This is a genomic window from Xanthomonas sp. PPL134 (assembly GCF_040595915.1).
In the GTDB taxonomy this organism is placed as follows: domain Bacteria; phylum Pseudomonadota; class Gammaproteobacteria; order Xanthomonadales; family Xanthomonadaceae; genus Xanthomonas_A; species Xanthomonas_A indica.
This window is the reverse complement of sequence record NZ_JAMDLL010000001.1, coordinates 29,057-53,894: the sequence shown is the minus strand read 5'-3', so window position 1 is coordinate 53,894 and position 24,838 is coordinate 29,057. Positions and strand designations below refer to the sequence as shown.

The following is a 24,838-nucleotide window of genomic DNA, read 5'->3' as shown; positions in this document are numbered from 1 at the left end:
GATCCCATGAAGCTCGCTCCGCGTCCGTTCGCCTTCCTCGTCGCGTCCGGCCTCGGCCTGCTGGCGCCCATCGTCGGCGCGCAGGTCGCGCCGGCGCCCGCCGCGCAGCCGGCACCGCAGACCGCCCCGGCTCCGGCCACGCCCGCCACCAGCACCCCTGCGCCGGCTTCCGCCGCCTCGCCGGCGCTGCCCGCCGAGGCCTGGACGCCGCCGCCGCTGCAGCCGTTCGTGGCCACCTACGACGCCCTGTACAAGGGCAAGCCGGCCGGCGACGCGCGCATGGACGTGGTGCATACCGGCGGCGACCAATGGCGGGTCGACCTGGGCGTGCACGGCCGCAGCGGGTTCGCCAGCATCCTCGGCCTGAACATCGAGCAGAGCACGGTGTTCACGGTGGAGGACGGCCGCTACGTTCCGCAGAGCCAGAGCACGGTCAAGAAGGCGGTGTTCTTCGGCAAGAAGGTCACCGGCGTGTACGACTGGAAACAGGGCGTGGCGCGCTGGGACGGCGACCTGAAGAAGGACCGGCAGGCGCCGATCCCGCTGCAACCCGGCGACCAGAGCGCGCTGCTGCTCAACCTCTCGCTGATGCGCGACGCGCAGCCGGGCAAGACCATGACCTACCGCTTCGTCGACGTCGGCCGGGTGCGCGAACATGTCTACCGCGCCGCCGACCAGACCGAGACCGTGCAGGTCGGCGACATCAGCTACGACGCATTGCGGGTGTCGCGCACCAACGGCGGCCGCAATGAGACCATCCTGTGGATCGCCAACGGCGTGCCGACGCCGGTGCGCATCCTGCAGCGCGAAGACGGCGAAGACCGCATCGACCTGCGCCTGACCGAATACCAAGGAGCCTGACCATGACCCGCATCGCCCGCCCGCTGACCGCCCTCGCCGCCGCCCTGCTGGCCACGGCGAGCCTGCCCGCCCTGGCCCTGGAGCCGTTCACCGCGGACTACCAGGCCAGCTACATGGGCATGCAGGCCAACGGCGTGATGACCCTGGCCAAGGAAGGCGGCAACCGCTGGCGCTACAGCCTGGCGATCAAGAATCAGGTCGCCGACCTCAGCCAGAGCACCGTGTTCGAGGAAAAGGGCGGGCAGTTGCGTCCGCTCAGCAGCGACGACCGCTCGGTGTTCCTGATCAAGAAGAAGGCGGTGACCGCCAACTACGACTGGAGCACCGGCCAGGCGACCTGGGGCGGCGACCTCAAGCCCGACCGCCGCGGCCCGGTGAAGCTGCAGCCGGGCGACATGGACGCGCTGCTGATCAACCTGGCGATCGCGCGCGACGTCAACGCCGGCAAGACCCCCAGCTACCGCATGGTCGACGAGGGCCGCGCCAAGCCGATGACCTACCGCGTCGCCGGCAAGGAAGCGGTCACCGTCAACGGCAAGACCGAGCAGGCGACCAAGGTCAGCCGCACCGACGGCTCCAAGGAAATCGTGGCCTGGATCGTGCCGGACATGCCCGTGCCGGTGCGCATCCTGCAGCGCGAGAACGGCCAGGACGCGCTGGACCTGACCATCAAGGCGTTGCGCTGAGGGGCCGGGATTGGGGAATCGGGATTGGGGAATCGTGACAGCAGTTCCCCGCGCGTGATCGTTCCCGTGTGAGGGCCGGGATTGGGGAGTCGCAGCAGCGGCTCCCCGCTCGGGTTTTTCCCATGTAGGAGCGGCTTCAGCCGCGACGCGGTGAGCCTGGATGGGATTCAGGATGGGAATCGCAGCAGCAGTTCCCAGCGCGTGGCGTCCCCATGTGGGAGGGGCTTCAGCCCCGACGCGAGTATGCGAATCGCCCTTCGGAAACCGGCGAGCGATTTGCAGAAGCCGCAAACGGCGCGAGTCAACGCCTATCCATGAAACATGCAACGGGGCGACAGGTAGCGCTCTCCCGCGCTGCACCACCACGGCGGGCGCCGCCCAGGCGGCGCCCTGCCCCGCGCCTTACTTCTTCTCCGCCGGCGCAGCCTTGAAGGTCGTGCGGCAATCCACGCGGATCTGCGCGCCGGTGCTGCGCCAGTAGAACGTGCTGCACTCGCGCGGGCCGTTCTGGGTGCGGCTCACGCCGACCGCGTAGAACGACTGCCAGATCTCGTCGCGGGTGACCTGGCCGTCGCCGTTCCAGTCCATGTCGCGCTCTTCGATGCCCTGGGTGATGGCGATGCCGGTGTACCAGGCATAGCCGACCCAGGCCAGCAGCACCACCACGATCGCCAGCAACACCTTGCGCCGGCGGCTGAAGCGGCCGCTGAGGATCATGCGACGCGCCGGATGGACGCGCCCAGCGCCCCCAGCTTCTCCTCGATGTTCTCGTACCCCCGGTCCAGGTGGTAGATGCGGTCGATGGTGGTGTCGCCGTCGGCGACCAGGCCGGCCAGGATCAACGAGGCCGAGGCGCGCAGGTCGGTGGCCATCACCGGCGCGCCGCTGAGCCGCTCGCTGCCGCGCACGATCGCGGTGTGCCCTTCGATCTGGATGTCCGCGCCCAGGCGCAGCAGTTCGTTGACGTGCATGAAACGGTTCTCGAAGATCGTTTCGTTGATCACGCCGACGCCGTCCGCCACGCAGTTGAGCGCCATGAACTGCGCCTGCATGTCGGTGGGGAACGCCGGATACGGCGCGGTGGTCAGGCTGACCGCGCGCGGGCGCTTGCCGTGCATGTCCAGGCGGATCCAGTCCTCGCCGGTCTCGATGCTGGCGCCGGCCTCGGTGAGCTTGTCCAGCACCGCGTCGAGGGTGTCGGCGCGCGCGCGGCGCACGGTGACGCTGCCGCCGGTCATCGCCGCGGCGACCAGGAAGGTGCCGGTCTCGATACGGTCCGGCAGCACCGCGTGGCGGCCGCCGGACAGGCGCTCCACGCCGTGCACGACGATGCGCGAGGTGCCCGCGCCTTCGATCTTCGCGCCCAGCGCGATCAGGCAGTCGGCCAGGTCGCTGACCTCCGGCTCCATCGCCGCGTTCTCCAGCACGGTGGTGCCGTCGGCCAGGGCCGCGGCCATCAGCACGTTCTCGGTGCCGGTGACGCTGACCATGTCGAACACGTAGCGGCCGCCCTTGAGCCGGCCGTTGCTGCTGGCCTTGATGTAGCCGTTCTCGACGCTGATCTCCGCGCCCAGCGCCTGCAGGCCCTTGATGTGTTGGTCGACCGGCCGCGAACCGATCGCGCAGCCGCCCGGCAGCGACACTTCGGCCGCGCCGAACTTGGCCAGCAGCGGGCCCAGCACCAGGATCGAGGCGCGCATGGTGCGCACCAGTTCGTACGGGGCGACGTGCTGGTGGACCTTGCGCGGGTCGACGGTGATCGCGCTGCCGCGCGAGAGGGTGCCTTCGTCGATGGTGACTTCCGCGCCCAGCTCGCCGAGCAGCTTCACCGTGGTGATCACGTCGTGCAGTTGCGGCACGTTGGTGATCTCCACCGGCGCATCGGCCAGCAGGGTCGCGCAGAGGATGGGCAGCACGGCGTTCTTGGCGCCGGAAATGTTCACTTCACCGTGCAGCGCGTTGCCGCCGGTCACTACGATTTTGGCCATGGGTCTCGTGGGGGAAAAGGGAAAAGGGGGAGAAACGGGCGCGCGGCGGCTCAGCCGGCGGCGCGCTCGGCCTGCTCGGGGGTCAGGGTGTTCAGGGCCAGCGCGTGGATCGCGCCGCCCATCAGATCGCCCAGGGTGGCGTAGACCATGCGGTGGCGCGCCAGCGGCAGCTTGCCGGCGAAGGTGTCGCTGACCACGGTGGCCTCGAAGTGCACGCCGTCGTCGCCCTGCACCTGCACGCGCGCGCCCGGCAGGCCGGCCTCGATGAGTTTACGGATGGTATCGGCGTCCACCGGGCTTTCCTCCTAAAATGGTCGGCCATTCTACCCCCCGACCGGCACCCGCATGGATGTATCGCCCCTGTCTCCCACGACGCCCGACGACGCCGGCCTGATCGCCAGCGGCCGCCGCGTGGTCGAGATCGAGCAGGCCGCACTGGCGGCGGTCGGCGCCCGCATCGGTGCCGAGTTCGCGGCCGCGTGCCGGTTGATCCTGGGCTCGCGCGGGCGCGTGGTCGCCACCGGCATGGGCAAGTCCGGCCACGTCGCGCGCAAGATCGCCGCCACCCTCGCCTCCACCGGCACCCCGGCGTTCTTCGTGCACCCGGGCGAAGCCGGGCATGGCGACCTGGGCATGATCACCGACGCCGACGTGGTCCTGGCGCTGTCCTACTCCGGCGAGTCCGACGAGATCCTGATGCTGCTGCCGGTGCTCAAGCGTCAGGGCAACGCGGTGATCGCGATGACCGGCCGCCCTCAGTCCACGCTGGCGCGCGAGGCCGACCTGCACCTGGACGTCAGCGTGCCGGCCGAGGCCTGCCCGCTGGACCTGGCGCCGACCTCCAGCACCACCGCCTCGCTGGCGCTGGGCGATGCATTGGCGGTGGCGCTGCTGGACGCGCGCGGCTTCACCGCCGACGACTTCGCCCGCTCGCACCCGGCCGGCAGCCTCGGCCGGCGCCTGCTGCTGCACATCACCGACGTCATGCACCGCGGCGACGAACTGCCCAAGGTGCGCGAGGACGCCAGCCTCAGCGAGGCGCTGGTGGAGATGAGCCGCAAGCGCCTGGGCATGACCGCGGTGGTCGACGCCGACGACCGCCTGCTCGGGCTGTTCACCGACGGCGACCTGCGCCGCGCCCTGGACAGCGCGCTGGACGTGCGCCAGACGCGCATCGCCGAGGTGATGACCCGGCAGCCGCGCACCATCGGCGCCGACCAGCTCGCCGCCGAGGCCGCACGGCTGATGGAGACCCATCAGATCAACGGCCTGATCGTGGTCGACGCGGCCGGCCGCGCGGTCGGCGCGCTCAACATTCACGACCTGTTGCGCGCCAGAGTGGTTTAACAGGCTGAACCCGTTCACTGCCCGCGGTGCCCCACACCGCTGGCCCTGGCCGCTGGAAAGCCGGCCTCCCCGCCCCGATATCCCGAACATGCCCTATTCCCCGCTGGCCGACCTCCCCGCCGACCTGATCGACCGCGCCGCCCGGATCCGCCTGGCGTGCTTCGACGTGGACGGCACGCTGACCGACGGCCGCCTGTACTACGACCGCGACGGCAACGAGAGCAAGGCCTTCCACGTGCTCGACGGCCAGGGGCTGGTGCAGTTGCGCCGGCACGGCATCGAGGTGGCGCTGATCACCGCGCGGCCGAGCCTGGCCGCGGAGAAGCGCGGCCAGGAGCTGGGCCTGCTGGTGCAGATCGGGGTCAAGGACAAGCGCGCCGGGGTGCAGGCCCTGTGCGACGAGCGCGGCATCGGCCTGGAGCAGGTCTGCTTCATGGGCGACGACCTGCCCGACCTGGCGCCGCTGCGCGTTGTCGGCCTGGCGGTGGCCCCGGCCAACGCCCACCCCTGGACCGCCGAACACGTGCACTGGACCACCCGTGCGCGCGGCGGCGAAGGCGCCGCCCGCGAACTGTGCGACGTGCTGCTGGCCGCCCAGGGCCACGTCCCCACCCTGCTGCAGGAGCATGGCGCATGAACTGGCGCACCACCCTCGGCGGCCTGCTGCTGGTCGGGGCGCTGATCAGCGGCTGGTCGGCCTGGAACCAACGCAGCAAGCCGAGCCGCAACCCTTCCGACGAAGCCAGCGTGGACTACATCGCCCGCGACTTCGAGATCGTCAGCCTGGACAAGCAGGGCAAGGAAGCGATGACCCTGCGCGCGCCGCAGATGGAACGCAGCCGCGCCGACCAGACGATGTCGATCGTGACCCCGCTGTTCCTGCTGCCCGACGCCAACGGCCAGCACTGGGAAATGCGCAGCAAGACCGGCTGGGTCAGCGCCGACGGCGACGAACTGCGCCTGCGCGGCGACGTCGCCGGCGACAGCCCCAAGGTGCCCAGCATCCCGCCCACCACCTTCCGTACCCAGAGCCTGGACGTCTTCCCGCAGACCAACAGCGCGCGCACCGCCGACCCGGTCACCATGACCCGGCCCGGTATGATGCAGACCGGCGTCGGCTTCCAGGTCGACCTGAAATCCCGGCAGTACAAGCTCCTTTCACAGGTCAAGTCCCGTTATGAACCGAATGCTGCCCGCTAAGCTCGCCCTGCTCGCCCTGCTGCTGCCGACCCTGGCGCTGGCCAAGTCGACCGACCGCAACCAGCCGATGGACATCAAGTCCGATGCGCAGGACGGCAACATGATGGCCGACGACGGCAAGGTCCGTTTCTTCGGCAACGTCGTGATCACCCAGGGCACGCTGGAAATCCATGCCGATACCGCCGACCTGTTCCGCAAGAACGGCGACATCGACCGTGTCGTCCTGACCGGCAAGCAGGCCACCCTGAAGCAGGAACTGGACGACGGTTCGCCGATGGACGCGGTCGCCGACAACATCGACTACAAGGTGCCGACCGACACGGTGATCCTCACCGGCAATTACCGGATGACCTCGCCCAAGGGCACCAACGCCGGCCAGCGCATGGTCTACAACACCAAGAGCGGCGACATGCAGGGCGGCGGCGACGGCACGCGCGTGCACACGGTGATCCAGCCGAAGAACGCGGCCGCTGCGCCGGCCGGCACGCCTGCGAACGGCGCCAAGCCCGCCGCCAAGCCTGCCGCGACGCCCGCAGAGGCCACCAAGTCGACCAAGCAAGGAGGCCAGTGATGCTGCTCGCCGAAGGCTTGCGCAAGCGCTACAAGCAGCGCGAAGTGGTGCGCGACTTCGCGCTGACCCTGGAGGCCGGCGAAGTGGTCGGCCTGCTCGGCCCCAACGGTGCCGGCAAGACCACCTGCTTCTACATGATCGTCGGCCTGGTCGACGCCGATGCCGGGCGCATCGTGCTCGACGGCAACGACATCACCGCGCTGCCGATGTACAAGCGCGCCAAGCTCGGCGTCGGCTACCTGCCGCAGGAACCGTCGGTGTTCCGGAAGCTCAGCGTCGCCGACAACATCCGCCTGGTGCTGGAACTGCGCGAGGATCTGGACAACGCCGGACAGGAACGCGAACTGGTGGCGCTGCTCGACGAACTGCAGATCAGCCACGTCGCCGACCAGCTCGGCGCCAGCCTCTCCGGCGGCGAGCGCCGCCGCTGCGAAATCGCCCGCGCGCTGGCGGCCAAGCCGCGGCTGATGCTGCTCGACGAACCCTTCGCCGGCGTCGACCCGATCTCGGTCGGCGAAATCCAGCGCATCGTCACCCACCTCAAGCAGCGCGGCATCGGCGTGCTCATCACCGACCACAACGTGCGCGAAACCTTGGGAATCTGCGACCGGGCGTATATCCTCAACGAGGGCAGCGTGTTGGCGCAGGGGGCGCCGGAAGCGCTGCTGGCCAACAGCGACGTGCGCCGCGTCTACCTCGGGGAAACCTTCAGGCTCTGACCGCGCACGCGCCGGCTACGCTCCTTCCGCGCTCGGTACAGGCATGAAAGCACGGCTGCAGACATCGCTGGGACAGCACCTGGTCATGACGCCGCAGTTGCGTCAGGCGATCAAGCTGTTGCAGATGTCCAGCGCCGAGCTGGAAGTGGAGATCGCCGAGGCGGTGGAGAGCAATCCGCTGCTGGAGTGGTCCGAGGACGCCGCACCGGCGTTCGAACGCAGCGAAGGCGCCGACCAAGGGCTTGACCACGCGGCAGGCGACACACGCAGCGACGGCGATGGCGACCGCGGCGAGGCCGCGCCGGCCAGCGACGGTACCGACTGGTCCGACACCGAATCGGCCTGGAGCGGCGGCAGCGGCGGTTCGTTCGACGACGACGACCTGGGCAGCGCGGCCGAGCGCGTGGCCGAGCCGGATACCCTGATCGACCACCTGCTGTGGCAGTTGCACCTGTCGCCGCTGTCCGCGCGCGACCGCAGCATCGGCGCGGCGCTGATCGATGCGCTGGACGACGACGGCTACCTGCGCGAGCCGCTGGCCGCGATCGCCGAGACCCTGCGCCCGGACATCGCCGCCGAGGAGGACGAGATCCTCACCGTGCTGCACCAGATCCAGCGCTTCGACCCGGCCGGCATCGCCGCGCGCACCCTGGGCGAATGCCTGACCCTGCAACTGGACACCCTGCCCGAGGACACGCCGGGGCTGGCGCTCGCCCGCACCATCGCCCATGGTCCGCTGGAACGGTTGCCGCGCAGCGGCGTGGCCGGGCTGGCCCACGAGCTCAAGCGCCCGACGGCGGAGGTCGACACCGCGGTCGCGCTGCTGCGCTCGCTGGACCCGCGCCCGGGCAAGCAGATCGGCGAACTGGGCAGCGACACCTACGTGGTGCCGGACTGCGTGGTCTGGCGCCAGCGCGGGGTGTGGCATGCGGCGCTGTCGGCGCACGCCCAGCCCAAGGTCACCATCCACCGCGGCTACGAGCGGCTGATCCGCCAATGCGGCGAAAGCGACGCCGGCTACCTGCGCGGACAACTGCAGGAAGCGCGCTGGCTGCTGAAGAGCCTGGAGGCGCGCGGCGAGACCCTGCTCAAGGTGACCCGCTGCCTGCTGAAACAGCAGGCCGGCTTCCTGGAATTCGGCGAACAGGCACTGCGGCCGCTGACCCTGCGCGAGATCGCCGGCGAACTGGGCCTGCACGAAAGCACCATCTCGCGTGCCATCGCCCGCAAGTACGTGCGCACCCCGCGCGGCACCATCCCGCTGCGCGCCTTCTTCGCCTCGGGCATCGACACCGACAGCGGCGGCGAAGCCTCCAGCACCGCGATCCAGGCGATGATCCGGCGGCTGATCGATGCGGAGAATCCGCGCAAGCCGCTTTCTGACGCCAAGCTGGCCGACTTGTTGAAAAGTGCCGGGGTCCCTGTAGCGCGCCGCACCGTGGCGAAGTATCGTGAGGCCATGAACATTTCCGCCTCCCACGAACGCGTCCGAATCGGCTAGCGGCGGCGGCGATGGTTCATAGGTGTGAAACCCGAACCAAGGAGTATCCGATGCGTATCGAGACCTACGGCCAGCAGATCGAAGTCACCCCCGCCCTGCGCGAGTATGTGGAGACCAAGCTGCAACGGCTGAAGCGACACTACGAGGAAACCATCGAGGTCCGCGCCCAACTGGCGCTGCGCAAGCCCGACCACCACGTCGAGGCCACGGTCAACGTTCCCGGCCGCACCCTGCACGCCGACGCCAGCGCACAGACCATGTACGCGGCGATCGACCTGCTCGCCGACAAGCTGGACCGGCTGATCATCAAGCACAAGGAAAAGAAGCACGACCACCATGCGGCCGAGGTGCGCGACAATCTCGCGTGATCCTCCCCACGTTGCGCCGCCATGCCCTTGACCGATCTGATGGCGGCCGTCAGCACCCAGGTGCTTCCGGCCGCCGATCGCGACACCCTGCTGCACACCGCCGCCGGTCTGCTGGCCTGCCAGCAGGCCGGCGCCGATGAACTCTTCGCCAGCCTGCGCGAGCGCGAACAGCTCGGCAGCACCGCCATCGGCCATGGGATCGCCATCCCGCACGGCCGCGCGCCGGACCTGGAGGCCCCACGCGGCGCGCTGCTGCGCCTGCAACAGCCGATCGATTTCGACGGCCAGGGCACCCTGGTCGACCTGATCTTCGCCATGGCGGTCCCGGCGCACTACACCCACCAACACCTGATGCTGCTGTCCGAACTGGCCGAGCAGTTCTCCATCGAAGAGTTCCGCGACGCCCTGCGCAACGCGCCGGATGCCGCCGCACTGTATGCGCTGCTCGGCGGCGCGCCACGGGCCGCCGCATGAACACCAGCATCGACGCACGCGAACTCTTCGACCAGCAGCGCGACCGCCTGGGCCTGCGCTGGATTGCCGGGCACAAGGGCGAACACCGGGTGCTGGAGGCCGGCAATGCGGTCTCGCGGCGTCCGTCGCTGGCCGGCTATCTCAACACCATCTATCCCAACAAGGTGCAGATCCTCGGCACCGAGGAACTGGCCTGGCTGGACTCGCTGGACGCGCGCCAGCGCTGGGAGACCATCGAGAAGATCGTGCAGGTGCGGCCGCTGGCGCTGGTGGTCACCAAGAACCAGTCCTGCCCGGAAGACCTGCGCGCGGCCGCCGACGAATCCGATACGCCGCTGTGGGTCTCGCCCAAGCGCGGCCACGAACTGCTCAATCACCTGTCCTACCACCTGGCCCGCACGCTGGCGCCGCGGGTGATCCTGCATGGCGTGTTCATGGAGATCTACTCGATCGGCGTGCTGATCACCGGCGAGGCCGGTTCGGGCAAGAGCGAGCTGGCGCTGGAACTGCTCAGCCGCGGCCACCGCCTGGTCGCCGACGACGCGCCCGAATTCACCCAGATCGCCCCCGACGTGCTCGACGGCACCTGCCCGGAACTGCTGCAGGACCTGCTGGAAGTCCGTGGGCTGGGCGTGCTGAACGTGCGCGAGATGTTCGGCGACACGGCTGTAAAGAAGAACAAGTACCTTCGGCTCATCGTGCACCTGACCAGGCCCATGACCGAGCCCACGCCCCACGGCTACGAGCGCCTCACCGGCGATTCCGGCACCCGCCACGTGCTGGACCTGGACGTACCGCTGATCACCCTGCCGGTGATGCCCGGCCGCAACCTGGCGGTGCTGACCGAGGCCGCCACGCGCCTGCACATCCTGCGCACCAAGGGCATCGACCCGGCGGCGATGTTCATCGCCCGCCACAGCAACCTGCTGGAGCGGCGCAACCCATGACCGCCGGCGCCAACACCTCCACCCTGGTCATCGTCAGCGGCCTGTCCGGCTCCGGCAAGTCGGTGGCGCTGAAGACCTTCGAGGACCTGGACTACTACTGCGTCGACAACCTGCCGGTGGAACTGCTGCCGGCCTTCGTCAAGAGCCTGGTGCGCGAGGATGCCGGCCCCAGCAAGCTGGCGGTGGGCATCGACGTGCGCAGCCGCCACAGCGACCTGACCCAGTTGTCGCGCTGGCGCGAGGCGGTGGCGCAGTTCGGCCTGGATGCGCGCCTGCTGTTCTTCGACGCCAACGACGAGGCGCTGATCAAGCGCTACGCCGACACCCGCCGGCGCCATCCGCTGTCGCACCAGGGCCTGTCGCTGCCGGAGGCGATCGAGCGCGAGCGCGCCCTGACCGAGCCGCTGCGCGAGGCGGCCGACGCGGTGATCGACACCAGCACGCTCAACGTGCACCAGCTGCGCCGGCGGGTCACCACCGAGTTCGCGCTGTCCGCCGAGAACACCCTGTCGCTGCTGTTCGAGTCCTTCGCCTACCGGCGTGGCGTACCGGCCGAGGCGGATTTCGTGTTCGACGCGCGGGTGCTGCCCAATCCGCACTGGGACCCGGAACTGCGCCCGATGACCGGCCGCGACAGCGGCGTGCGCGAATACCTGGACGCGCAACCGGACGTGCAGCGCTACACCGCGCAGCTGATCGACTTCCTCGACACCTGGCTGCCGCGGCTGCGCAACGACACCCGCAGCTACGTGACCATCGCCTTCGGCTGCACCGGCGGCAAGCACCGCTCGGTGTACCTGGCCGAACGCCTGGCCCGCCACGCCCGCGAACAGGGCTGGCCGGAAGTGGCGACCTTCCATCGCGAGCAGGATTGATCGAAAAGCCGGGATTCGGGATTGGGGATTCGGGATTGGCAAAAGCGGCATTGCGCTGGCTCTAGCGAATCCCCAATCCCGAATCCCCAATCCCGGCTCCCCACAGGCATTCCCTGTGCCCTGCCTGACCTGTTAACGTTCTCCCATGGCTTGCGGCATTCTCCTCATCACTCATCCCGGGATCGGCACGGCGCTGCTGCGCGTGGCGACCGGACTGTTGCGGCAGTTGCCGCTGAAGACCGAAGCGTTTGACGTGCCGTTCGATGCCGACCTGGATGCGCTGCTACCGCAGGCGTCGGCGGCGTTACGACGGGTGGACGATGGCGATGGCGTGCTGGTGGTGACGGATCTGTACGGCGCCAGCCCAAGCAATCTTGCCGCGCGGCTGGCGCGCCTGGGCACGCCGGTGCGGCGGGTCTCGGCGTTGAGCCTGCCGATGCTGCTGCGGATCATGAACTACCCCGAACAAGGACTGGAGCAGTTGCCCGCGACCGCCGCCGCCGGCTCGCGCAACGGCGTGGTGATCGACGATGCTTGAACGCGAACTGCTGGTCTCCAACCGCCTCGGCCTGCACGCCCGCGCCACCGCCAAGCTGGTGCAGACGCTGTCCTCGTTCCGCTGCAACGCCACGCTGGCGGCCAAGGGCCGCGAGGTCAACGCCAAGAGCATCATGGGCGTGATGCTGCTGGCCGCTGCGCAAGGCACGCCGGTGACGGTGCGGGTGGACGGCGCCGACGAAGCCGAGGCGCTCAAGGCCGTGGTCGACCTGTTCGAGCGGCGCTTCGACGAGGACAGCTGAGCATGCGCCGCCGGCGGCCGCAGGCAGGGACGCGGTGCCGCCGCACGGGGCACGCGCGGTGAGCGTGCGCATCGCCGGCCATGGCGCTTCGCGCGGCAATGCCCTGGGCCGGGCGCGGGTGCGCCTGCCGCATGCGCTGGAGGTGGCCGAGCAACGCATCGGCGCCGCCCAGATCCCCGAGGAACTCGATCGCCTGCACCGCGCGGTGGACGCCGCGCGCGAGGAGATGCACGGCCTGCGCCAACGCCTGCACGGCGCCCTGGCCAAGGAGGTCGGCGAATTCCTCGACCTGCACGCGCTGCTGCTCGACGACCCGGAACTGCTGCACGGCCTGGACGAACTGATCCGCACCGGCCGCTACAGCGCCGACTACGCGCTGCGCCTGCAGCGCGACCGCCTGGCCACCGTGTTCGACGACATGGAGGACGCCTACCTCAAGAGCCGCATGGACGATCTGGACCATGTGATCGGGCGGATCCATGCGTTCCTGCAGAAACGCCAGCCGGACAGCGAAGGCCTGGCCGGCGAGATCCTGGTGTGCGAGAACGTGGCGCCGTCGGAACTGGCGCAACTGCAGGCGCAGGGCGTGGTCGGCATCGTCACCAGCGCCGGCAGCACCCTGTCGCACAGCGCGATCCTGGCGCGCAGCCTGCACCTGCCGCTGGTGGTCGGCGTCGCCGACGCGCTGCAGAAGATCAACGACGGCGACGTGCTGATCATCGACGGCACCCAGGGCGCGGTGCTGGTCGACCCGACCCCGGACGACCTGCGCGACTACCGCAGTCGGGTGCGCGAGCAGGCCAAGCTGCAGCGCAGCCTGGGCAAGCTGCGCTCCAAGCCCAGCCGCACCCGCGACGGCGTGGACATCACCCTGCTGGCCAACGCCGAGTCGCGCGACGACGTGGCCCGCGCCCACGCGCTCGGCGCCGACGGCCTGGGCCTGTACCGCACCGAATTCCTGTTCCTGCAGCGCGACGCGCTGCCCGACGAGGAAGAACAGTTCCACACCTACCGCGACGCCGTGCTGGGCATGAGCGGGCGGCCGGTGACCATCCGCACCCTGGACCTGGGCGCGGACAAGGCCGATCGCACCGGCCTGACCATGAGCAACGAAGAAAACCCGGCGCTGGGGCTGCGCGGCGTGCGCCTGTCGCTGGCCCGGCCCAAGGTCTCCGACACCCAGTTGCGTGCGCTGCTGCGCGCCTCCGCCTACGGCCCGGTGCGGGTGCTGGTGCCGATGGTCAGCGCGCGCGAGGAACTGCTGGCGATGCGCCGCCACCTCAAGCGCATCGCCGCGCAGTTGCGCCGCGATGGCCATGCCATCGCCGAGCAGGTGAAACTCGGCGCGATGATCGAGGTACCGGCGGCGGCGCTGGCCCTGGATACCTTCATCGACACCATCGACTTCCTGTCGATCGGCACCAACGACCTGGTGCAGTACCTGCTCGCCGCCGACCGCAACAACGAGGCGGTGGCCGAGCTGTATTCGCCGTTGCATCCGGCGGTGCTACGGCTGATCGCGCAGGTGATCGCCACCGGCCAGGCCCACGGCAAACCGGTGGCGGTGTGCGGCGAGATCGCCGGCGACCCGGCCCTGACGCCAATGCTGCTGGCGCTGGGGCTGCGCGAGTTCAGCCTGCACCCGGCGACGATGCTGGAGGTGCGCCAGGTGATCCGCGACACCGACCTGCAGGCCCTGCGCCAGCGCGGCGCCAAACTGCTGCAGGCCCGCGACCGCAAGGGCATCGAGCGCTGGCTGGCGTAAGCCGGGATTCGTCAGTCGGGATTGGGGATTCGCAAGAGCGAGCGCGAGCGTGGCCGTCTGCGCGACACCACCACCGCTGCTGACGCACTGATGCCCCTGACTGCTGTGCTTCCCAATCCCTTTCCTTCGTGAAAAGCCGAAATGACGGGATGCCGGACCCTGCGTAGGCCACGGAGCGGCTCGATGAAAAAATCGCCAGTCCTCGCAGCTGCTCTTGCGGACCCGAACTTCCCGCTCCTACGAATCCCCAATCCCGACTCCCCACTCCCGGCTCCTCCAACACTGTGCTTCCCGCAACATGCAGGCGATAATGTTGGGATGAACATCTGACCGACCGCGTTTCTCCGGAGCGCGGCCTCACCTCAAGGGAGCAGCGCATGGCCGATGCCGTCCGCCACGACAAGACCGCGCGGCAGCTGCGCATGCTGTCCGATGCGCTGGACAGCGGGCGCCTGGGCCCGGTGCGGCGACTGGTCAATACGCTGGCGCCGGCCGAGATCGGCAACCTGCTGGAGTCGTTGCCGCCCGGCAAGCGCGAGGTGGTGTGGGGGCTGGTCGATCCGGAAGACGACGGCGAGGTGCTGGTCCACGTCGGCGAGGAAGTGCGCGAGAGCCTGCTCGCGGACATGGACCCGGACGAAATCGTCGCCGCGGTCGAAGACCTGGACATCGACGACCTCGCCAACCTGGTCGAGGACCTGCCGGACACGGTCATCGACGAAGTGCTCAAGTCGATGGACCGCGAGAACCGCGAGCGGCTCGAGCAGGTGCTGTCGTATCCCGAGGACAGCGCCGGCCGCCTGATGAACCCGGACGTGGTCACCGTGCGCGCCGACGTCAACGTCGACGTGGTGCTGCGCTACCTGCGCCTGCGCGGCGAACTGCCGGACCACACCGACCACCTGTTCGTGGTCAGCCGCCGCCACCAGTACCTGGGGCGGGTGTCGCTGGCGGCGCTGGTCACCCACGAGGATTCCACCCCGATCAACCGGCTGATCGACGACGAGCAGCCGGCCATCGACGTCGGCGAAGGCGCCGACGAGGTCGCGCGGCAGTTCTCCGACCACGACTGGATCTCCGCGCCGGTGGTCGACGACAACAACATCCTGCTCGGCCGCATCACCATCGACGACGTGGTCGACATCATCCGCGACCAGGCCGAGCACCAGGCGATGAGCGCCGCCGGCCTGGACGAGGACGAGGACCTGTTCAGCCCGGTGCGGCGCGCGTTCCGCCGCCGCCTGCTGTGGCTGACGATCAATCTCGGCACCGCCTTCATCGCCTCCAGCGTGGTCGGCCAGTTCGAGGGCACCATCGCCAAGCTGGTGGCGCTGGCCGCGCTGATGCCGATCGTGGCCGGCATGGGCGGCAACGCCGGCACCCAGGTGCTGGCGCTGATGGTGCGCGGCCTGGCGCTGGGCCAGATCGGCGCGTCCAACGTGATCGTGCTGCTGCGCAAGGAGCTGGCGGTGGCGCTGATCAACGGCCTGGCGCTGGGCATCGGCCTGGGCCTGATCGTGCTGCTGTGGTTCAAGCAGCCGCTGCTGTCGCTGGTGATCGGCTCGGCGCTGACCATCAACCTGCTCACCGCCGCCCTGGGCGGCGTGCTGGTGCCGTTGACGCTCAAACGCCTGGGCTTCGACCCGGCGCTGGCCGGCGGGGTGATCCTGACCACGCTGACCGACGTGATGGGCTTCCTCAGCTTCCTCGGCCTGGCCACCCTGGTCCTGCTGTAGGGCGTGTGCGGACGGCGGGCGCGGCTTCCCCGCGCACCGCTCGAAGCGGCAACTGCGATCGTCGCGCAGCCGTGATCGGCAGGCGCGCCTGCCGGCCACGATCGGCCCGCGGCGGATCGGGCGCATCCACCTCCCGCTGCCGCCATCGGCACCCTGCACGGCGAGCGCACGCTGCGCCGCCCGCGCCGCCGCCCGTCGGCTGACTGGCGCATGTCCGCCGCCCCCGCCCGGGTTGTCGTGGAGAGGTCCAGGCCACGATACTGCGGCCTTCCCATCCGAGGGCCGGCCATGTCGATGCGTTCGTTGCTGCTTCTGCTGTGCCTGTCGATGGTGGGATGCAGCAGCTTGCCCAGCAACCCGGCCACCGGCCACTTCGTCGGCCGCCAGCTCACCCTCGACGGACGCGTCTACCGCTACCAGGTGTTCGTGCCGGCGCCGGCGCATCGCCAGGGCCCGGTGCCGGTGGTGCTGTTTCTGCACGGCTCCGGCGAGCGCGGCGACGACGGCCGCGACCAGACCACGGCCGGGCTGGGCCCGTACCTGCGCCGCCACCTGGCCGATTTCCCGGCGCTGGTGGTGATGCCGCAGGTGCCCGACGGCGAGGAGTGGAACGGCGTCAACGCGACCATGGCGCTGCAGGCGCTGGACGACAGCAGCGCCGAGTTCAACGGCGACCCGCAGCGCACCTACCTGACCGGCATGTCGATGGGCGGCTACGGCACCTGGGAAATCGCCCTGAAGCAGCCGCAGCGCTTCGCCGCGCTGGTGCCGATCTGCGGCGCGATCCTGTCCCCGCACGAAGACCGCGAGTATCTGGTGGTCACGCCGGTGGCCTATCTGGCCGATCCGTATACGGCGCTGGCGCAGCGCCTGCGGCACGTGCCGGTGTGGATCTTCCACGGCGCCCAGGACGACGTGGTGCTGCCGCACGACGACCGCAAGATCGTGCGTGCGCTCAAGAACGTCGACGCCGACGTGCGCTACACCGAGTACCCGCAGGGCAACCACAACGCCTGGGATGCCACCTACCGCGATCCGAAGATGTGGCAGTGGCTGTTCGCGCAGAAGCGCAGCGACGCCGGCAACGAGAGCACCGCCGACAAGTAAACAGTTCCCACCATCGGCATCCGTGCGCGGTGGGTGCCCAACGACAGTCCGCGCAACTTGGGCCGCACCGCGACGCTCAGCGTTCGCCGAAAAGGCCGTCCATATCGATCCGCACCGACGTGTCGTCGCGGCCTGTGCAGCAAGCGCACCAAAACGGCTTACAGTCCACGCTTTCGCGCACAGGCAAGCATGGCGACCATTCCTTCCGCATCGCAGACCGCCTTCCACGCCCGCCTGCGCGCCCTGGATCCGAGCGCTGCGGCGATCGCCGGCGCGGCAATTCCATCGCTGCTGGTGCCGGCACACGACGACGCCACGGCGCTGGAGCTCAGCGACAGCGGACGCTGGCTGTTGCAGGTGCTGGACGCCCTGGACGCCCTGCACCAGGCAACGCAGGCCACCAGTCTGTCCGCCGATGCGCTGCGCCGCGACCAGAAGTTCGCGCCGCCCGGGCGGCCCTCGCTGCACCTGGTGCAGTTGCGCCAGCAGCAGGCGGCCGCGCAGCAAGCGCTGCGCCGCGCCAACCAGGCGCTGGCTCAGGCTGCGGCCGGCTTCGTGCGCAGCGCCGGGCTGACGCCACCGCCACGGACCGGGCCGGTGGCGTTCGTGCAAGGATGGATCGCGCGTCATCTGGGGTAAGGCCGCCACACGGCCGTGGGGCGCATGGCTGGCGTCCATGGCGGTGCGCCATGGGTGAAGCGGGCGAAGGTCGGTGCGGTTCTGCAGGAATGGCGCTCGCGCGCCCTCTCGGGATCCGCCGCGATCGCGGCTGGCGAAGGACGACGCGACTCGCCCGTGGCATGCGCCGCGTGCTGGCTAGCCTCGCCGAGGAAGCGCCGACAGTTCCGACAGCGTCCGCGGCACACCGCCCGACCGCATCGCGTCGCGTCGCGCGGCCGAGGTGCTGATGCGCGACAGCACAAGGCGCGTCTACGCAAGCTAAACCGCAAGCGCCGGGCCGCCCCTGCTGGCCTGGGTTGGGCCTGTCCCGCTGCTATCCTGCACGCCCCTCGGACTCCGCTGCCCGACGCCCCATGCCCGTGCCCTCCCCCGCTGCCCGCCCCTGCCCTGCCCCTGCGGCCCCCTCGCGCGTGCGTCTGCCTGCCCGCGCCACGGCAGCGGCGGCATGAGCATGCCCGGCGCGCACACGGCCAATCTCGCCACCTGGGGCATCTGCGCGCTGGCCACCGCCGGGGTGATCACGCGGCCGTTCAAGCTGCCCGAGGCGTGCTGGGCGGTGGGTGGCGCGCTGCTGCTGATGGCGTTGGGGCTGATGCCCGGCGGCGAGGCCTGGCAGGCGGTGCTCAAAGGCCTGGACGTCTACCTGTTCCTGATCGGCATGATGCTGTTGTCGGAAACCGCACGTGCCGAAGGCCTGTTCGACTGGGTCGCGATGCATGCGGTGAACCTGGCCAAGGGCTCGACCCAGCGCCTGTTCGCGCTGGTGTTCGGCGTCGGCATCGTGGTCACCGCGTTCCTGTCCAATGACGCCACCGCGGTAGTGCTCACCCCCGCGGTGTACGCGGCCGCGCGCAAGGCCGGGGCCAAGCCGCTGCCGCTGCTGTTCGCCTGCGCGCTGATCGCCAACGCCGCCAGCTTCGTGCTGCCGATCTCCAACCCCGCCAACCTGGTGCTGTACGGCGGCAAGATGCCGACCCTGGGCGCGTGGATGGCCGCGTTCGCGCTGCCGTCGCTGCTGGCGATCGGGGTGACCTTCGTGATGCTGCGCTGGGCCGAGCGCAAGGACCTGACCGGCCGCTGCGCCGCGCGCGTGGACACGGTACCGCTGACCCGCGGCGGCACCTTCGCCCTGGTCGGCATCCTCGCCACCGCGGTGCTGCTGGTCGGCGTCTCCGCGCTGGGCCTGGACCTGGGTCTGCCGACCTGCCTGGCCGGCCTGGCCACCCTCGGCGCGGTCTGTCTGGGCGGCCGGCAATCGCCGCTGCCGATGGCCAAGGCGGTGTCGTGGTCGGTGCTGCCGCTGGTGGCTGGCCTGTTCGTGCTGGTGGAGGCGCTGTCGCGCACCGGCGTGATCGGCCTGCTCGCACGCACCCTGGCCGACGCCGCCGCGCACTCGCCGCAGGCCACCGCCGGCGTCGCCGGCACCCTGCTGGCGTTCGGCTCGAACCTGATGAACAACCTGCCGGCCGGCCTGATCGCCAGCACCACCGTCGCCCAGGCGCAACCGCCGCAGCTGGTGGTGGATGCGCTGCTGATCGGCGTGGACCTGGGTCCGAACCTGTCGATCACCGGTTCGCTGGCGACCATCCTGTGGCTGACCGCGATCCGCCGCGAAGGCGAGGACGTGGGCTTCTGGCGCTTCCTCAAGGTCGGCGCGCTGGTGATGCCGCCGGCGTTGCTGTGCGCGCTGGGCGCGCGCCTGCTGCTGGGCTGAGCGGGTGCGCGTGCACTAGGTGAATTGCCCATGGCCAGGCGCCGCGACGGGCGCCAAGGCCTGGCCTGCGGCGACCGCGGGTCGGCCGCGGCGGCTTCTACCACAACGCGTCGCGGCTGAAGCCGCTCCTACAGAGGATTCTGCGCGCTGCCGTCGTAGGAGCGGCTTCAGCCGCGACAGGCCTTACCGCGGAGACCTGCTGCGGTTGCTCCATGAAAGCAACAGGCGTCGCTGCTACGGCAGCACACGTGACGCGGGCGAAGCCCCCTGTGGGAGGGACTTCAGTCCCGACGGGGGGGGGGGCGATGGCCGATGGCGTCGCGCGTCGCGACCGAAGTCGCTCCCACAACGGCACGACACACCGATGGAACGCGCCGCCCTACCCCGCGCGCAACCGCCGCGCCACGCCGCTGACCACGGCGATGACCGCGGTCAGCGCCGCCATCGAGAGGAACTGCGTGCGGGTGTCCGGCGAGGCCACCAGCAGGCCGAAGATCAGCGCCAGGATCGCCAGCGCCAGCACGGTGAGCACCGGGTAGCCGCGCATGCGGAACGGCAGGCGGGTGCCGGCGCGGTCGGCGCGCGCGCGCAGGATCAACTGCGACAGCAGCGAGATCGTCCACACCAGCAGGCAGGTGGCGCCGACGATGTTCAGCAGCACCGGCAGCACCCGGTTGGGATACAGCAGTTCCAGCACCGCGGCGACGAAGCCGAACAGCACGCTGGCCAGCACCGCCAGCCACGGCACCTGCTGCCGGCTGGACGCGGCCAGCGCGCGCGGCGCTTCGCCGCGCTGGGCCAACGAGAAGATCATCCGCGAGGCGCCGTACAGATTCGCGTTGAGCGCCGACAGCAACGCAATCACCGCGATCAGGGTGATGGCGGTGGCAGCGCCGGGGATCCTGGCCACCTGCAGCACCGCAGCGAACGGCGAGCTCAGCGCCTGGCTCTGCCACGGCACCACCGCGATGATCACGCTCAGCGAGCCGATGTAGAACACCAGGATGCGCCAGGCGACGGTGCGGATGGCGCGGGCGATGCTGCGCTCCGGGTCGGCGGTCTCGGCCGCGGCCACCGCCACGATCTCGGTGCCGCCGAAGGCGAACACCACCACCAGCAGCGCCGCGCCGATGCCGGCCAGGCCCTTCGGCGCGAAGCCGCCGTTGCCGGTGACGTTGGACAGGCCCGGCGAGGCCACGCCGGGCAGCCAGCCGGCCAGCAAGGCGATGCCGACCAGGATGAAGCCGACGATCGCCGCCACCTTGAGGATGGCGAACCAGAATTCGAACTCGCCGAAGTTGCGCACGCCCAGCAGGTTGATCGCGGTGAACGCGGCCATGAACGCGATCGCGGCCAGCGGCACCGGCAAGCCCGGCCACACCGTGGACAGCAGGCCGGCCGCACCCACCGCCTCGGCGGCGATCACGATCACCAGTTGCAGCCACCACAGCCAGCCCACCGTGGCGCCGGCGGTCGGCCCCATCGCGTCGGCGGCGTACACCGAGAACGCGCCGCTGGCCGGCTTGGCCGCGGCCATCTCGCCCAGCGCGTTCATCACGATGATTACCAGCGCGCCGGCGACCAGGTAGGAAATCAGCACCGCCGGCCCCGCCGCGTGCACGCCGACGCCGGAGCCCAGGAACAGGCCGGCGCCGATCGCGCTGCCCAATCCCATCATGATCAATTGCCGCGGTTTCAGCGCGTGGCGCAGGGCGGGTGCGGCGGCAGGCGGGACAGGCGCGGACGAATGCGGCATCGGCTCGGTCGGGTGCGGAAAACGCGACACGATACAGGCTGAGGGCGACGACGTGCGGCTGCGCACGCGTTTGGCCGCTCGCGGCCGCGGATCGGCCCGCCGCAGCGGCACGGCTGCTGCAATGCAGCGCGGATCCGCGCACGCGGCCGCCGCTGGACACCAGCCGCCGGGCGCCGGCGAAGACCGCTGTGGCTTGCTGCCTGCCCCGACCACGCAGCCCATCGCCGCGACCGCGCGAAGTGCGGAAATGCCAAACCATCGCTCACATCGCAGATTTCTCGCATCTCGTTGATTTGACGTATTGACAGCGATACTAACGTCAGAAATACTGAACTCGACGCCCGCCAGATCTCCTTTCTCCGTACCTGCCGATGAGGGCGCGAACACGGAGCCAGGGGCGGCAGGCGACGACGGACCGGGAGACGGCCCGTTGCGGGCGCTCCGGCCGGAAAGGACCACGGCTGCCGCTCGTCCCATGGCGTACAGGTCCGTACATCCAGACAAGGAGAGACACCATGATCAAACCGCTGCTCACCCTGACGGTGCTGGCGGCCACGCTGGCCGTTCCGTGCCTGCGGGCCGCCGAGCGGGCGCCGCTCTATGCCGCCGATGCCATCCAGGGCATGGGCGAACGCCTGCCCATCGGCAAGAAGAACGTGAGCCTGTCGCCGCTGTTCAAGGTCTACACGTTCGAGAAGGCCGGCCTGCGTTTCGTGCAGATCAACTCGCTGCAGGACGAGGTCATCACCGTGCTCAGCGCCACGCCGGGCACGGAGACCCGGCTGCCGATCGGCAGCGCCGCCGAGGAGCAGATGATCGCGGTCAACGACGCGAAGAACCAGCCGCTGGGCATGGTCACCGCCGCGGCGAGCTGCCCGTGCAACGCCACCGTGGTCTACCGCGACGCCAACACCACCATCGTGGTGGTCTACGGCTCCAACGGCGAGTACATCACCTCGTACGTGATCAAGACCCCGCGCAGCGGTCCGCCGCAGTAAGCACTGCCTGTGCGCCGCGGCCGCACCTGCGGCCGTGGCGCGAGTGGTTGCTGACGGCCATGGCGTCAGTCGCGTGGTGGAAACACGCGGCCGCGCTCGGTGAGGGCGATGGCCTCCGCGGGCTGCGTCACCCCCGCCTGCCGCCGGGGGGGCTGCCTGGTGCAACCTGGTGCGTCGTACCGCATCTCCCGCGCCGGCTATCGCCGCCGCTCGCATGCAGCGCTCCATCGCGCGCATCGGGCAGCCACGCGCAAATGCAAGCGGCCGCCTTCCGAGGAAGGCGGCCGCGCAAGAACGGCCCAAACGATCGGACCGCGTCGGATCAGAACTCCTGCCAGTCCTTGTCCACGGCCACCGCCGCCGCGAACGCCGGCGCACGTCGTGCCGGCGCCGCCGCAGCCAGCGGGCGCGGGCTGCGCGTGGCGGTCGGCGCAACAGGCCTGGTGCGCGACGGCGACGGTGCTGGCGACAGCGTTGCAGCATGCGCGCCCTCCAGCTTGAACAGCGCCACCGCCTGGGTCAGCTCCACCGATTGCTGCTCCATCGAGCGTGCTGCCGCCGTGGCTTCCTCCACCAGCGCCGCATTCTGCTGCGTGCTTTCGTCCATCTGCGTCACGGTCTGGTTGACCTGCTCGATGCCGGCCGACTGCTCCTGCGAGGCGGCGGAAATCTCGCCCATGATGTCGGTGACGCGCTGCACCGAGGCCACGATCTCCTGCATGGTGCTGCCGGCCTTGTCGACCAGCGCCGAGCCTTCGGCGACGCGGGTCACCGAATCGTCGATCAGCGTCTTGATCTCCTTGGCGGCATTGGCCGAACGCTGCGCCAGCGTGCGCACTTCGCTGGCGACCACCGCGAAGCCGCGACCCTGCTCGCCGGCACGCGCCGCCTCCACCGCCGCATTCAACGCCAGGATGTTGGTCTGGAAGGCGATGCCGTCGATCACGCCGATGATGTCGGCGATCTTCTTGGAGGACGCTTCGATGCCGCTCATGGTCTCGACCACCTGACCCACCACCGCACCGCCCTGCGAGGCGACCGATGCCGCGCCACTGGCGAGCTGGTTGGCCTGGCGCGCGTGCTCGGCGTTCTGCTTCACCGTGGAGGTCAGTTCCTCCATCGACGCGGCGGTTTCCTCCAGGCTGGCGGCCTGCTGCTCGGTGCGCCGCGACAGGTCGTCGTTGCCGGTGGCGATCTCGCTGGCCGCGGCATTGATGCTGACCGCGGCGGTCTGGATGCGGCCGACGATGCCGGTCAACTGGTCGGCGGTGGCGTTGGCGTCGTCGCGCATCCGCGCGAACACGCCGTGGAACTCGCCGTGCATGCGCGCAGTGAGGTCGCCGGCGGCGATGGCCTGCAGCAACGCCGACAGCTTGCCAAGGTTGCGGTCGCTCACCTCCATCATCGCGTTGAGGTCCTGCACCATCAGCCGGAAGTCGTGCTGGAAGTGCGCCGCATCGCCACGGGCGCTGAAGTCGCCCGCGGCGGCGGCCGCGGCCAGGCGCTTGATCTCGGTGTTGATCGCCAACAGGCTGGTCTTGGCCGCATCCATCGATTCGTGCAGCACCGCACGGCTGCCGGGCAGGCGGCGCGCATCGCGGCGCAGGTCGCCGTTGGCGTATTCGTTGAGCACGCCGATGGCGTCGACGATGGCGTCCAGGTGCTCGAACATCATGGTGTTGATGCCCTTGCTGAGCTCGCCGTACACGCCCGGGAAGTCCTGCGGCATGCGGTGGCTCATGTCCTTGTCGGCATGCAGCTCGATCATCAACGCGGTTTCGCTGGAGAAACGCTGCAACTGGGTCTGCATGCCGCCCATCGCCTGCAGCAGGCGGCCGGGTTCGTCGCGCGCCTCGGTGGCCACGTCGTTATCCAGGCGACCGTCGGCGATGGCCTCGGCGGCACGGGTGGCGCGGTTGAGCGGCACGGTCAGGCTGCGGGTGATCAGCCAGGCCAGCACGCTGCTGACCAACACCACCGTCAGGCCGCCGGCGATGAGCATGGCGCGCCCACGCGCCATCGCGGCCGTCGCGGCCGCATAGGCCTCGCTGCTGCGCGTGGCCTGCAGATCGGCATAGCGGGCGATCGCGTCCTGCCATTTCTGCGTCAACGGGGCAGACTCCCCCATCAGCAGGGCCAGCGCCTCGTCCGGCTTGTAGTGCATGCCCAGGTCGATGACGCGGTTGTTGACGTCCACGGTCTTCTGCCGGCTGCGATCGACTTCCTCCAGCACAGCCTGGCTCTGCGCGCCGCTGGGAATGGCGCCCGCCCGCTTGCGTGCCTCCTGATAGCGCGCGCGCTGCTCGGTGATGACCTTGGCGAAGCGGATGTTGTCCTCCTGGGAGGTGGGCAACACGATGTTGCGGACATTGATGGCCACGGCCGAGCTCGCGTTGAGCATGTCGCTGGCGGCACGGATGGCGGCGATGTTGCGGTGGACGATGCCGTCCAGCCGCTCGCGCGCCTGGAACAGGGTGAGCAGCCCGGCGACGACCAGCGCCGAGGACAGCAGGATGAGGATGCCGAACGCGGTGGCGAGCCGGGCGCCGACGTTGTAGCGCTGAAGGAATGCAATCATGGACATGGCCTGTCTGGGGGAATGAGGGGCAATGGGCGCCCCGGACCACGCACGCCGGCCCATGGCCGTCGTGCGCGCCCGCATCGAAACAGGATGAACAAATCGTGAAAAAGCGTTTCGAATCAGACGCTTGATGACGCATCCCGCTCAATGTGCGGGCGAAGTA

The 24,838-nt window shown here is 69.9% G+C and carries 25 protein-coding genes; 20 read left to right on the top strand and 5 right to left on the bottom strand.

The window, feature by feature from the left end; translation table 11 throughout:
* The first annotated feature begins 6 nt into the window (after window positions 1-6).
* A complete protein-coding gene (locus M3U25_RS00240) occupies window positions 7-861 on the top strand; it encodes a DUF3108 domain-containing protein (protein ID WP_184502667.1) in 855 nt (284 codons plus the stop codon).
* 2 nt (window positions 862-863) lie between these two features.
* Complete coding sequence (locus tag M3U25_RS00235) at window positions 864-1,547, top strand: DUF3108 domain-containing protein (protein ID WP_019797113.1); 684 nt, start codon at window positions 864-866, stop codon at window positions 1,545-1,547.
* A gap of 402 nt (window positions 1,548-1,949) precedes the next feature.
* Here the strand turns inward: M3U25_RS00235 and M3U25_RS00230 are convergent, their stop codons facing one another.
* From M3U25_RS00230 to M3U25_RS00220, 3 genes are read right to left on the bottom strand one after another with little or no spacing between them, the layout of a single operon-like run.
* A complete protein-coding gene (locus tag M3U25_RS00230; protein WP_010344096.1) occupies window positions 1,950-2,264 on the bottom strand; it encodes a hypothetical protein in 315 nt (104 codons plus the stop codon).
* Entirely contained in the window at window positions 2,261-3,535 is a 1,275-nt protein-coding gene (gene murA, locus M3U25_RS00225) for a UDP-N-acetylglucosamine 1-carboxyvinyltransferase (RefSeq protein ID WP_017910669.1), read from the bottom strand. The genes M3U25_RS00230 and murA overlap by 4 nt, the downstream gene beginning before the upstream one ends.
* A 50-nt stretch (window positions 3,536-3,585) precedes the next feature.
* The gene (locus M3U25_RS00220) at window positions 3,586-3,828 is read right to left on the bottom strand and encodes a BolA/IbaG family iron-sulfur metabolism protein (protein WP_355496231.1); all 243 of its coding nucleotides are present in this window, start codon (window positions 3,826-3,828) and stop codon (window positions 3,586-3,588) included.
* 52 nt (window positions 3,829-3,880) lie between these two features.
* Between M3U25_RS00220 and M3U25_RS00215 the strand changes: the two genes are divergently transcribed.
* The 17 genes from M3U25_RS00215 (at window position 3,881) to M3U25_RS00135 (ending at window position 19,340) form a co-directional block, all read left to right on the top strand.
* The gene (locus tag M3U25_RS00215) at window positions 3,881-4,882 is read left to right on the top strand and encodes a KpsF/GutQ family sugar-phosphate isomerase (protein ID WP_242159399.1); all 1,002 of its coding nucleotides are present in this window, start codon (window positions 3,881-3,883) and stop codon (window positions 4,880-4,882) included.
* An 88-nt stretch (window positions 4,883-4,970) separates the two neighbouring features.
* On the top strand, window positions 4,971-5,519 hold the full coding sequence (locus tag M3U25_RS00210) for an HAD hydrolase family protein (protein ID WP_242159400.1): 549 nt from the start codon (window positions 4,971-4,973) through the stop codon (window positions 5,517-5,519).
* Entirely contained in the window at window positions 5,516-6,082 is a 567-nt protein-coding gene (gene lptC, locus M3U25_RS00205; protein ID WP_019797526.1) for an LPS export ABC transporter periplasmic protein LptC, read from the top strand. Before M3U25_RS00210 ends, lptC begins: the two co-directional genes overlap by 4 nt.
* Window positions 6,060-6,653 (top strand): lipopolysaccharide transport periplasmic protein LptA, encoded by a 594-nt coding sequence (gene lptA / locus M3U25_RS00200; RefSeq protein WP_355496236.1) that lies wholly within the window; start codon window positions 6,060-6,062, stop codon window positions 6,651-6,653. The genes lptC and lptA overlap by 23 nt, the downstream gene beginning before the upstream one ends.
* Entirely contained in the window at window positions 6,653-7,372 is a 720-nt protein-coding gene (gene lptB / locus M3U25_RS00195; RefSeq protein ID WP_152239442.1) for an LPS export ABC transporter ATP-binding protein, read from the top strand. Before lptA ends, lptB begins: the two co-directional genes overlap by 1 nt.
* 43 nt (window positions 7,373-7,415) lie before the next feature.
* Window positions 7,416-8,873: an RNA polymerase factor sigma-54 gene (locus M3U25_RS00190; RefSeq protein ID WP_355496240.1), complete on the top strand. Its 1,458-nt coding sequence runs from the start codon at window positions 7,416-7,418 to the stop codon at window positions 8,871-8,873.
* Window positions 8,874-8,923: 50 nt separating this feature from the next.
* Complete coding sequence (raiA, locus tag M3U25_RS00185) at window positions 8,924-9,241, top strand: ribosome-associated translation inhibitor RaiA (RefSeq protein WP_010344105.1); 318 nt, start codon at window positions 8,924-8,926, stop codon at window positions 9,239-9,241.
* A 21-nt stretch (window positions 9,242-9,262) separates the two neighbouring features.
* Window positions 9,263-9,715 carry a PTS sugar transporter subunit IIA gene (locus M3U25_RS00180; RefSeq protein WP_242159403.1) on the top strand — a complete coding sequence of 151 codons (453 nt, stop codon included), beginning with the start codon at window positions 9,263-9,265 and terminating at the stop codon, window positions 9,713-9,715.
* Entirely contained in the window at window positions 9,712-10,662 is a 951-nt protein-coding gene (gene hprK / locus M3U25_RS00175) for an HPr(Ser) kinase/phosphatase (protein WP_019795906.1), read from the top strand. The genes M3U25_RS00180 and hprK overlap by 4 nt, the downstream gene beginning before the upstream one ends.
* Entirely contained in the window at window positions 10,659-11,537 is an 879-nt protein-coding gene (gene rapZ / locus M3U25_RS00170; protein ID WP_019795905.1) for an RNase adapter RapZ, read from the top strand. The genes hprK and rapZ overlap by 4 nt, the downstream gene beginning before the upstream one ends.
* Window positions 11,538-11,682: 145 nt before the next feature.
* On the top strand, window positions 11,683-12,075 hold the full coding sequence (locus tag M3U25_RS00165; protein ID WP_160948445.1) for a PTS fructose IIA subunit family protein: 393 nt from the start codon (window positions 11,683-11,685) through the stop codon (window positions 12,073-12,075).
* Window positions 12,068-12,337: an HPr family phosphocarrier protein gene (locus M3U25_RS00160; protein ID WP_010344110.1), complete on the top strand. Its 270-nt coding sequence runs from the start codon at window positions 12,068-12,070 to the stop codon at window positions 12,335-12,337. Before M3U25_RS00165 ends, M3U25_RS00160 begins: the two co-directional genes overlap by 8 nt.
* 58 nt (window positions 12,338-12,395) lie before the next feature.
* Window positions 12,396-14,102: a phosphoenolpyruvate--protein phosphotransferase gene (ptsP, locus tag M3U25_RS00155; RefSeq protein ID WP_355496248.1), complete on the top strand. Its 1,707-nt coding sequence runs from the start codon at window positions 12,396-12,398 to the stop codon at window positions 14,100-14,102.
* 377 nt (window positions 14,103-14,479) lie between these two features.
* Window positions 14,480-15,838: a magnesium transporter gene (mgtE, locus tag M3U25_RS00150; RefSeq protein ID WP_017913818.1), complete on the top strand. Its 1,359-nt coding sequence runs from the start codon at window positions 14,480-14,482 to the stop codon at window positions 15,836-15,838.
* 288 nt (window positions 15,839-16,126) lie between these two features.
* Window positions 16,127-16,945, top strand: a complete 819-nt coding sequence (locus M3U25_RS00145) for a prolyl oligopeptidase family serine peptidase (RefSeq protein ID WP_355496252.1) — start codon at window positions 16,127-16,129, stop codon at window positions 16,943-16,945.
* Between the two features lie 189 nt (window positions 16,946-17,134).
* Window positions 17,135-17,584 (top strand): hypothetical protein, encoded by a 450-nt coding sequence (locus M3U25_RS00140; protein ID WP_355496255.1) that lies wholly within the window; start codon window positions 17,135-17,137, stop codon window positions 17,582-17,584.
* Window positions 17,585-18,071: 487 nt separating this feature from the next.
* Window positions 18,072-19,340, top strand: coding sequence for an arsenic transporter (locus M3U25_RS00135; RefSeq protein ID WP_242159407.1), 1,269 nt, complete (start codon window positions 18,072-18,074; stop codon window positions 19,338-19,340).
* Window positions 19,341-19,719: 379 nt separating this feature from the next.
* On the opposite strand, the gene M3U25_RS00130 is transcribed toward M3U25_RS00135, so the two are convergent.
* Entirely contained in the window at window positions 19,720-21,096 is a 1,377-nt protein-coding gene (locus tag M3U25_RS00130; protein ID WP_242159408.1) for an amino acid permease, read from the bottom strand.
* Window positions 21,097-21,611: 515 nt separating this feature from the next.
* Between M3U25_RS00130 and M3U25_RS00125 the strand changes: the two genes are divergently transcribed.
* Complete coding sequence (locus tag M3U25_RS00125) at window positions 21,612-22,094, top strand: hypothetical protein (RefSeq protein WP_242159409.1); 483 nt, start codon at window positions 21,612-21,614, stop codon at window positions 22,092-22,094.
* Window positions 22,095-22,416: 322 nt separating this feature from the next.
* Here the strand turns inward: M3U25_RS00125 and M3U25_RS00120 are convergent, their stop codons facing one another.
* Window positions 22,417-24,672, bottom strand: coding sequence for a methyl-accepting chemotaxis protein (locus M3U25_RS00120; protein ID WP_355496258.1), 2,256 nt, complete (start codon window positions 24,670-24,672; stop codon window positions 22,417-22,419).
* Between the last annotated feature and the right edge of the window lie 166 nt (window positions 24,673-24,838).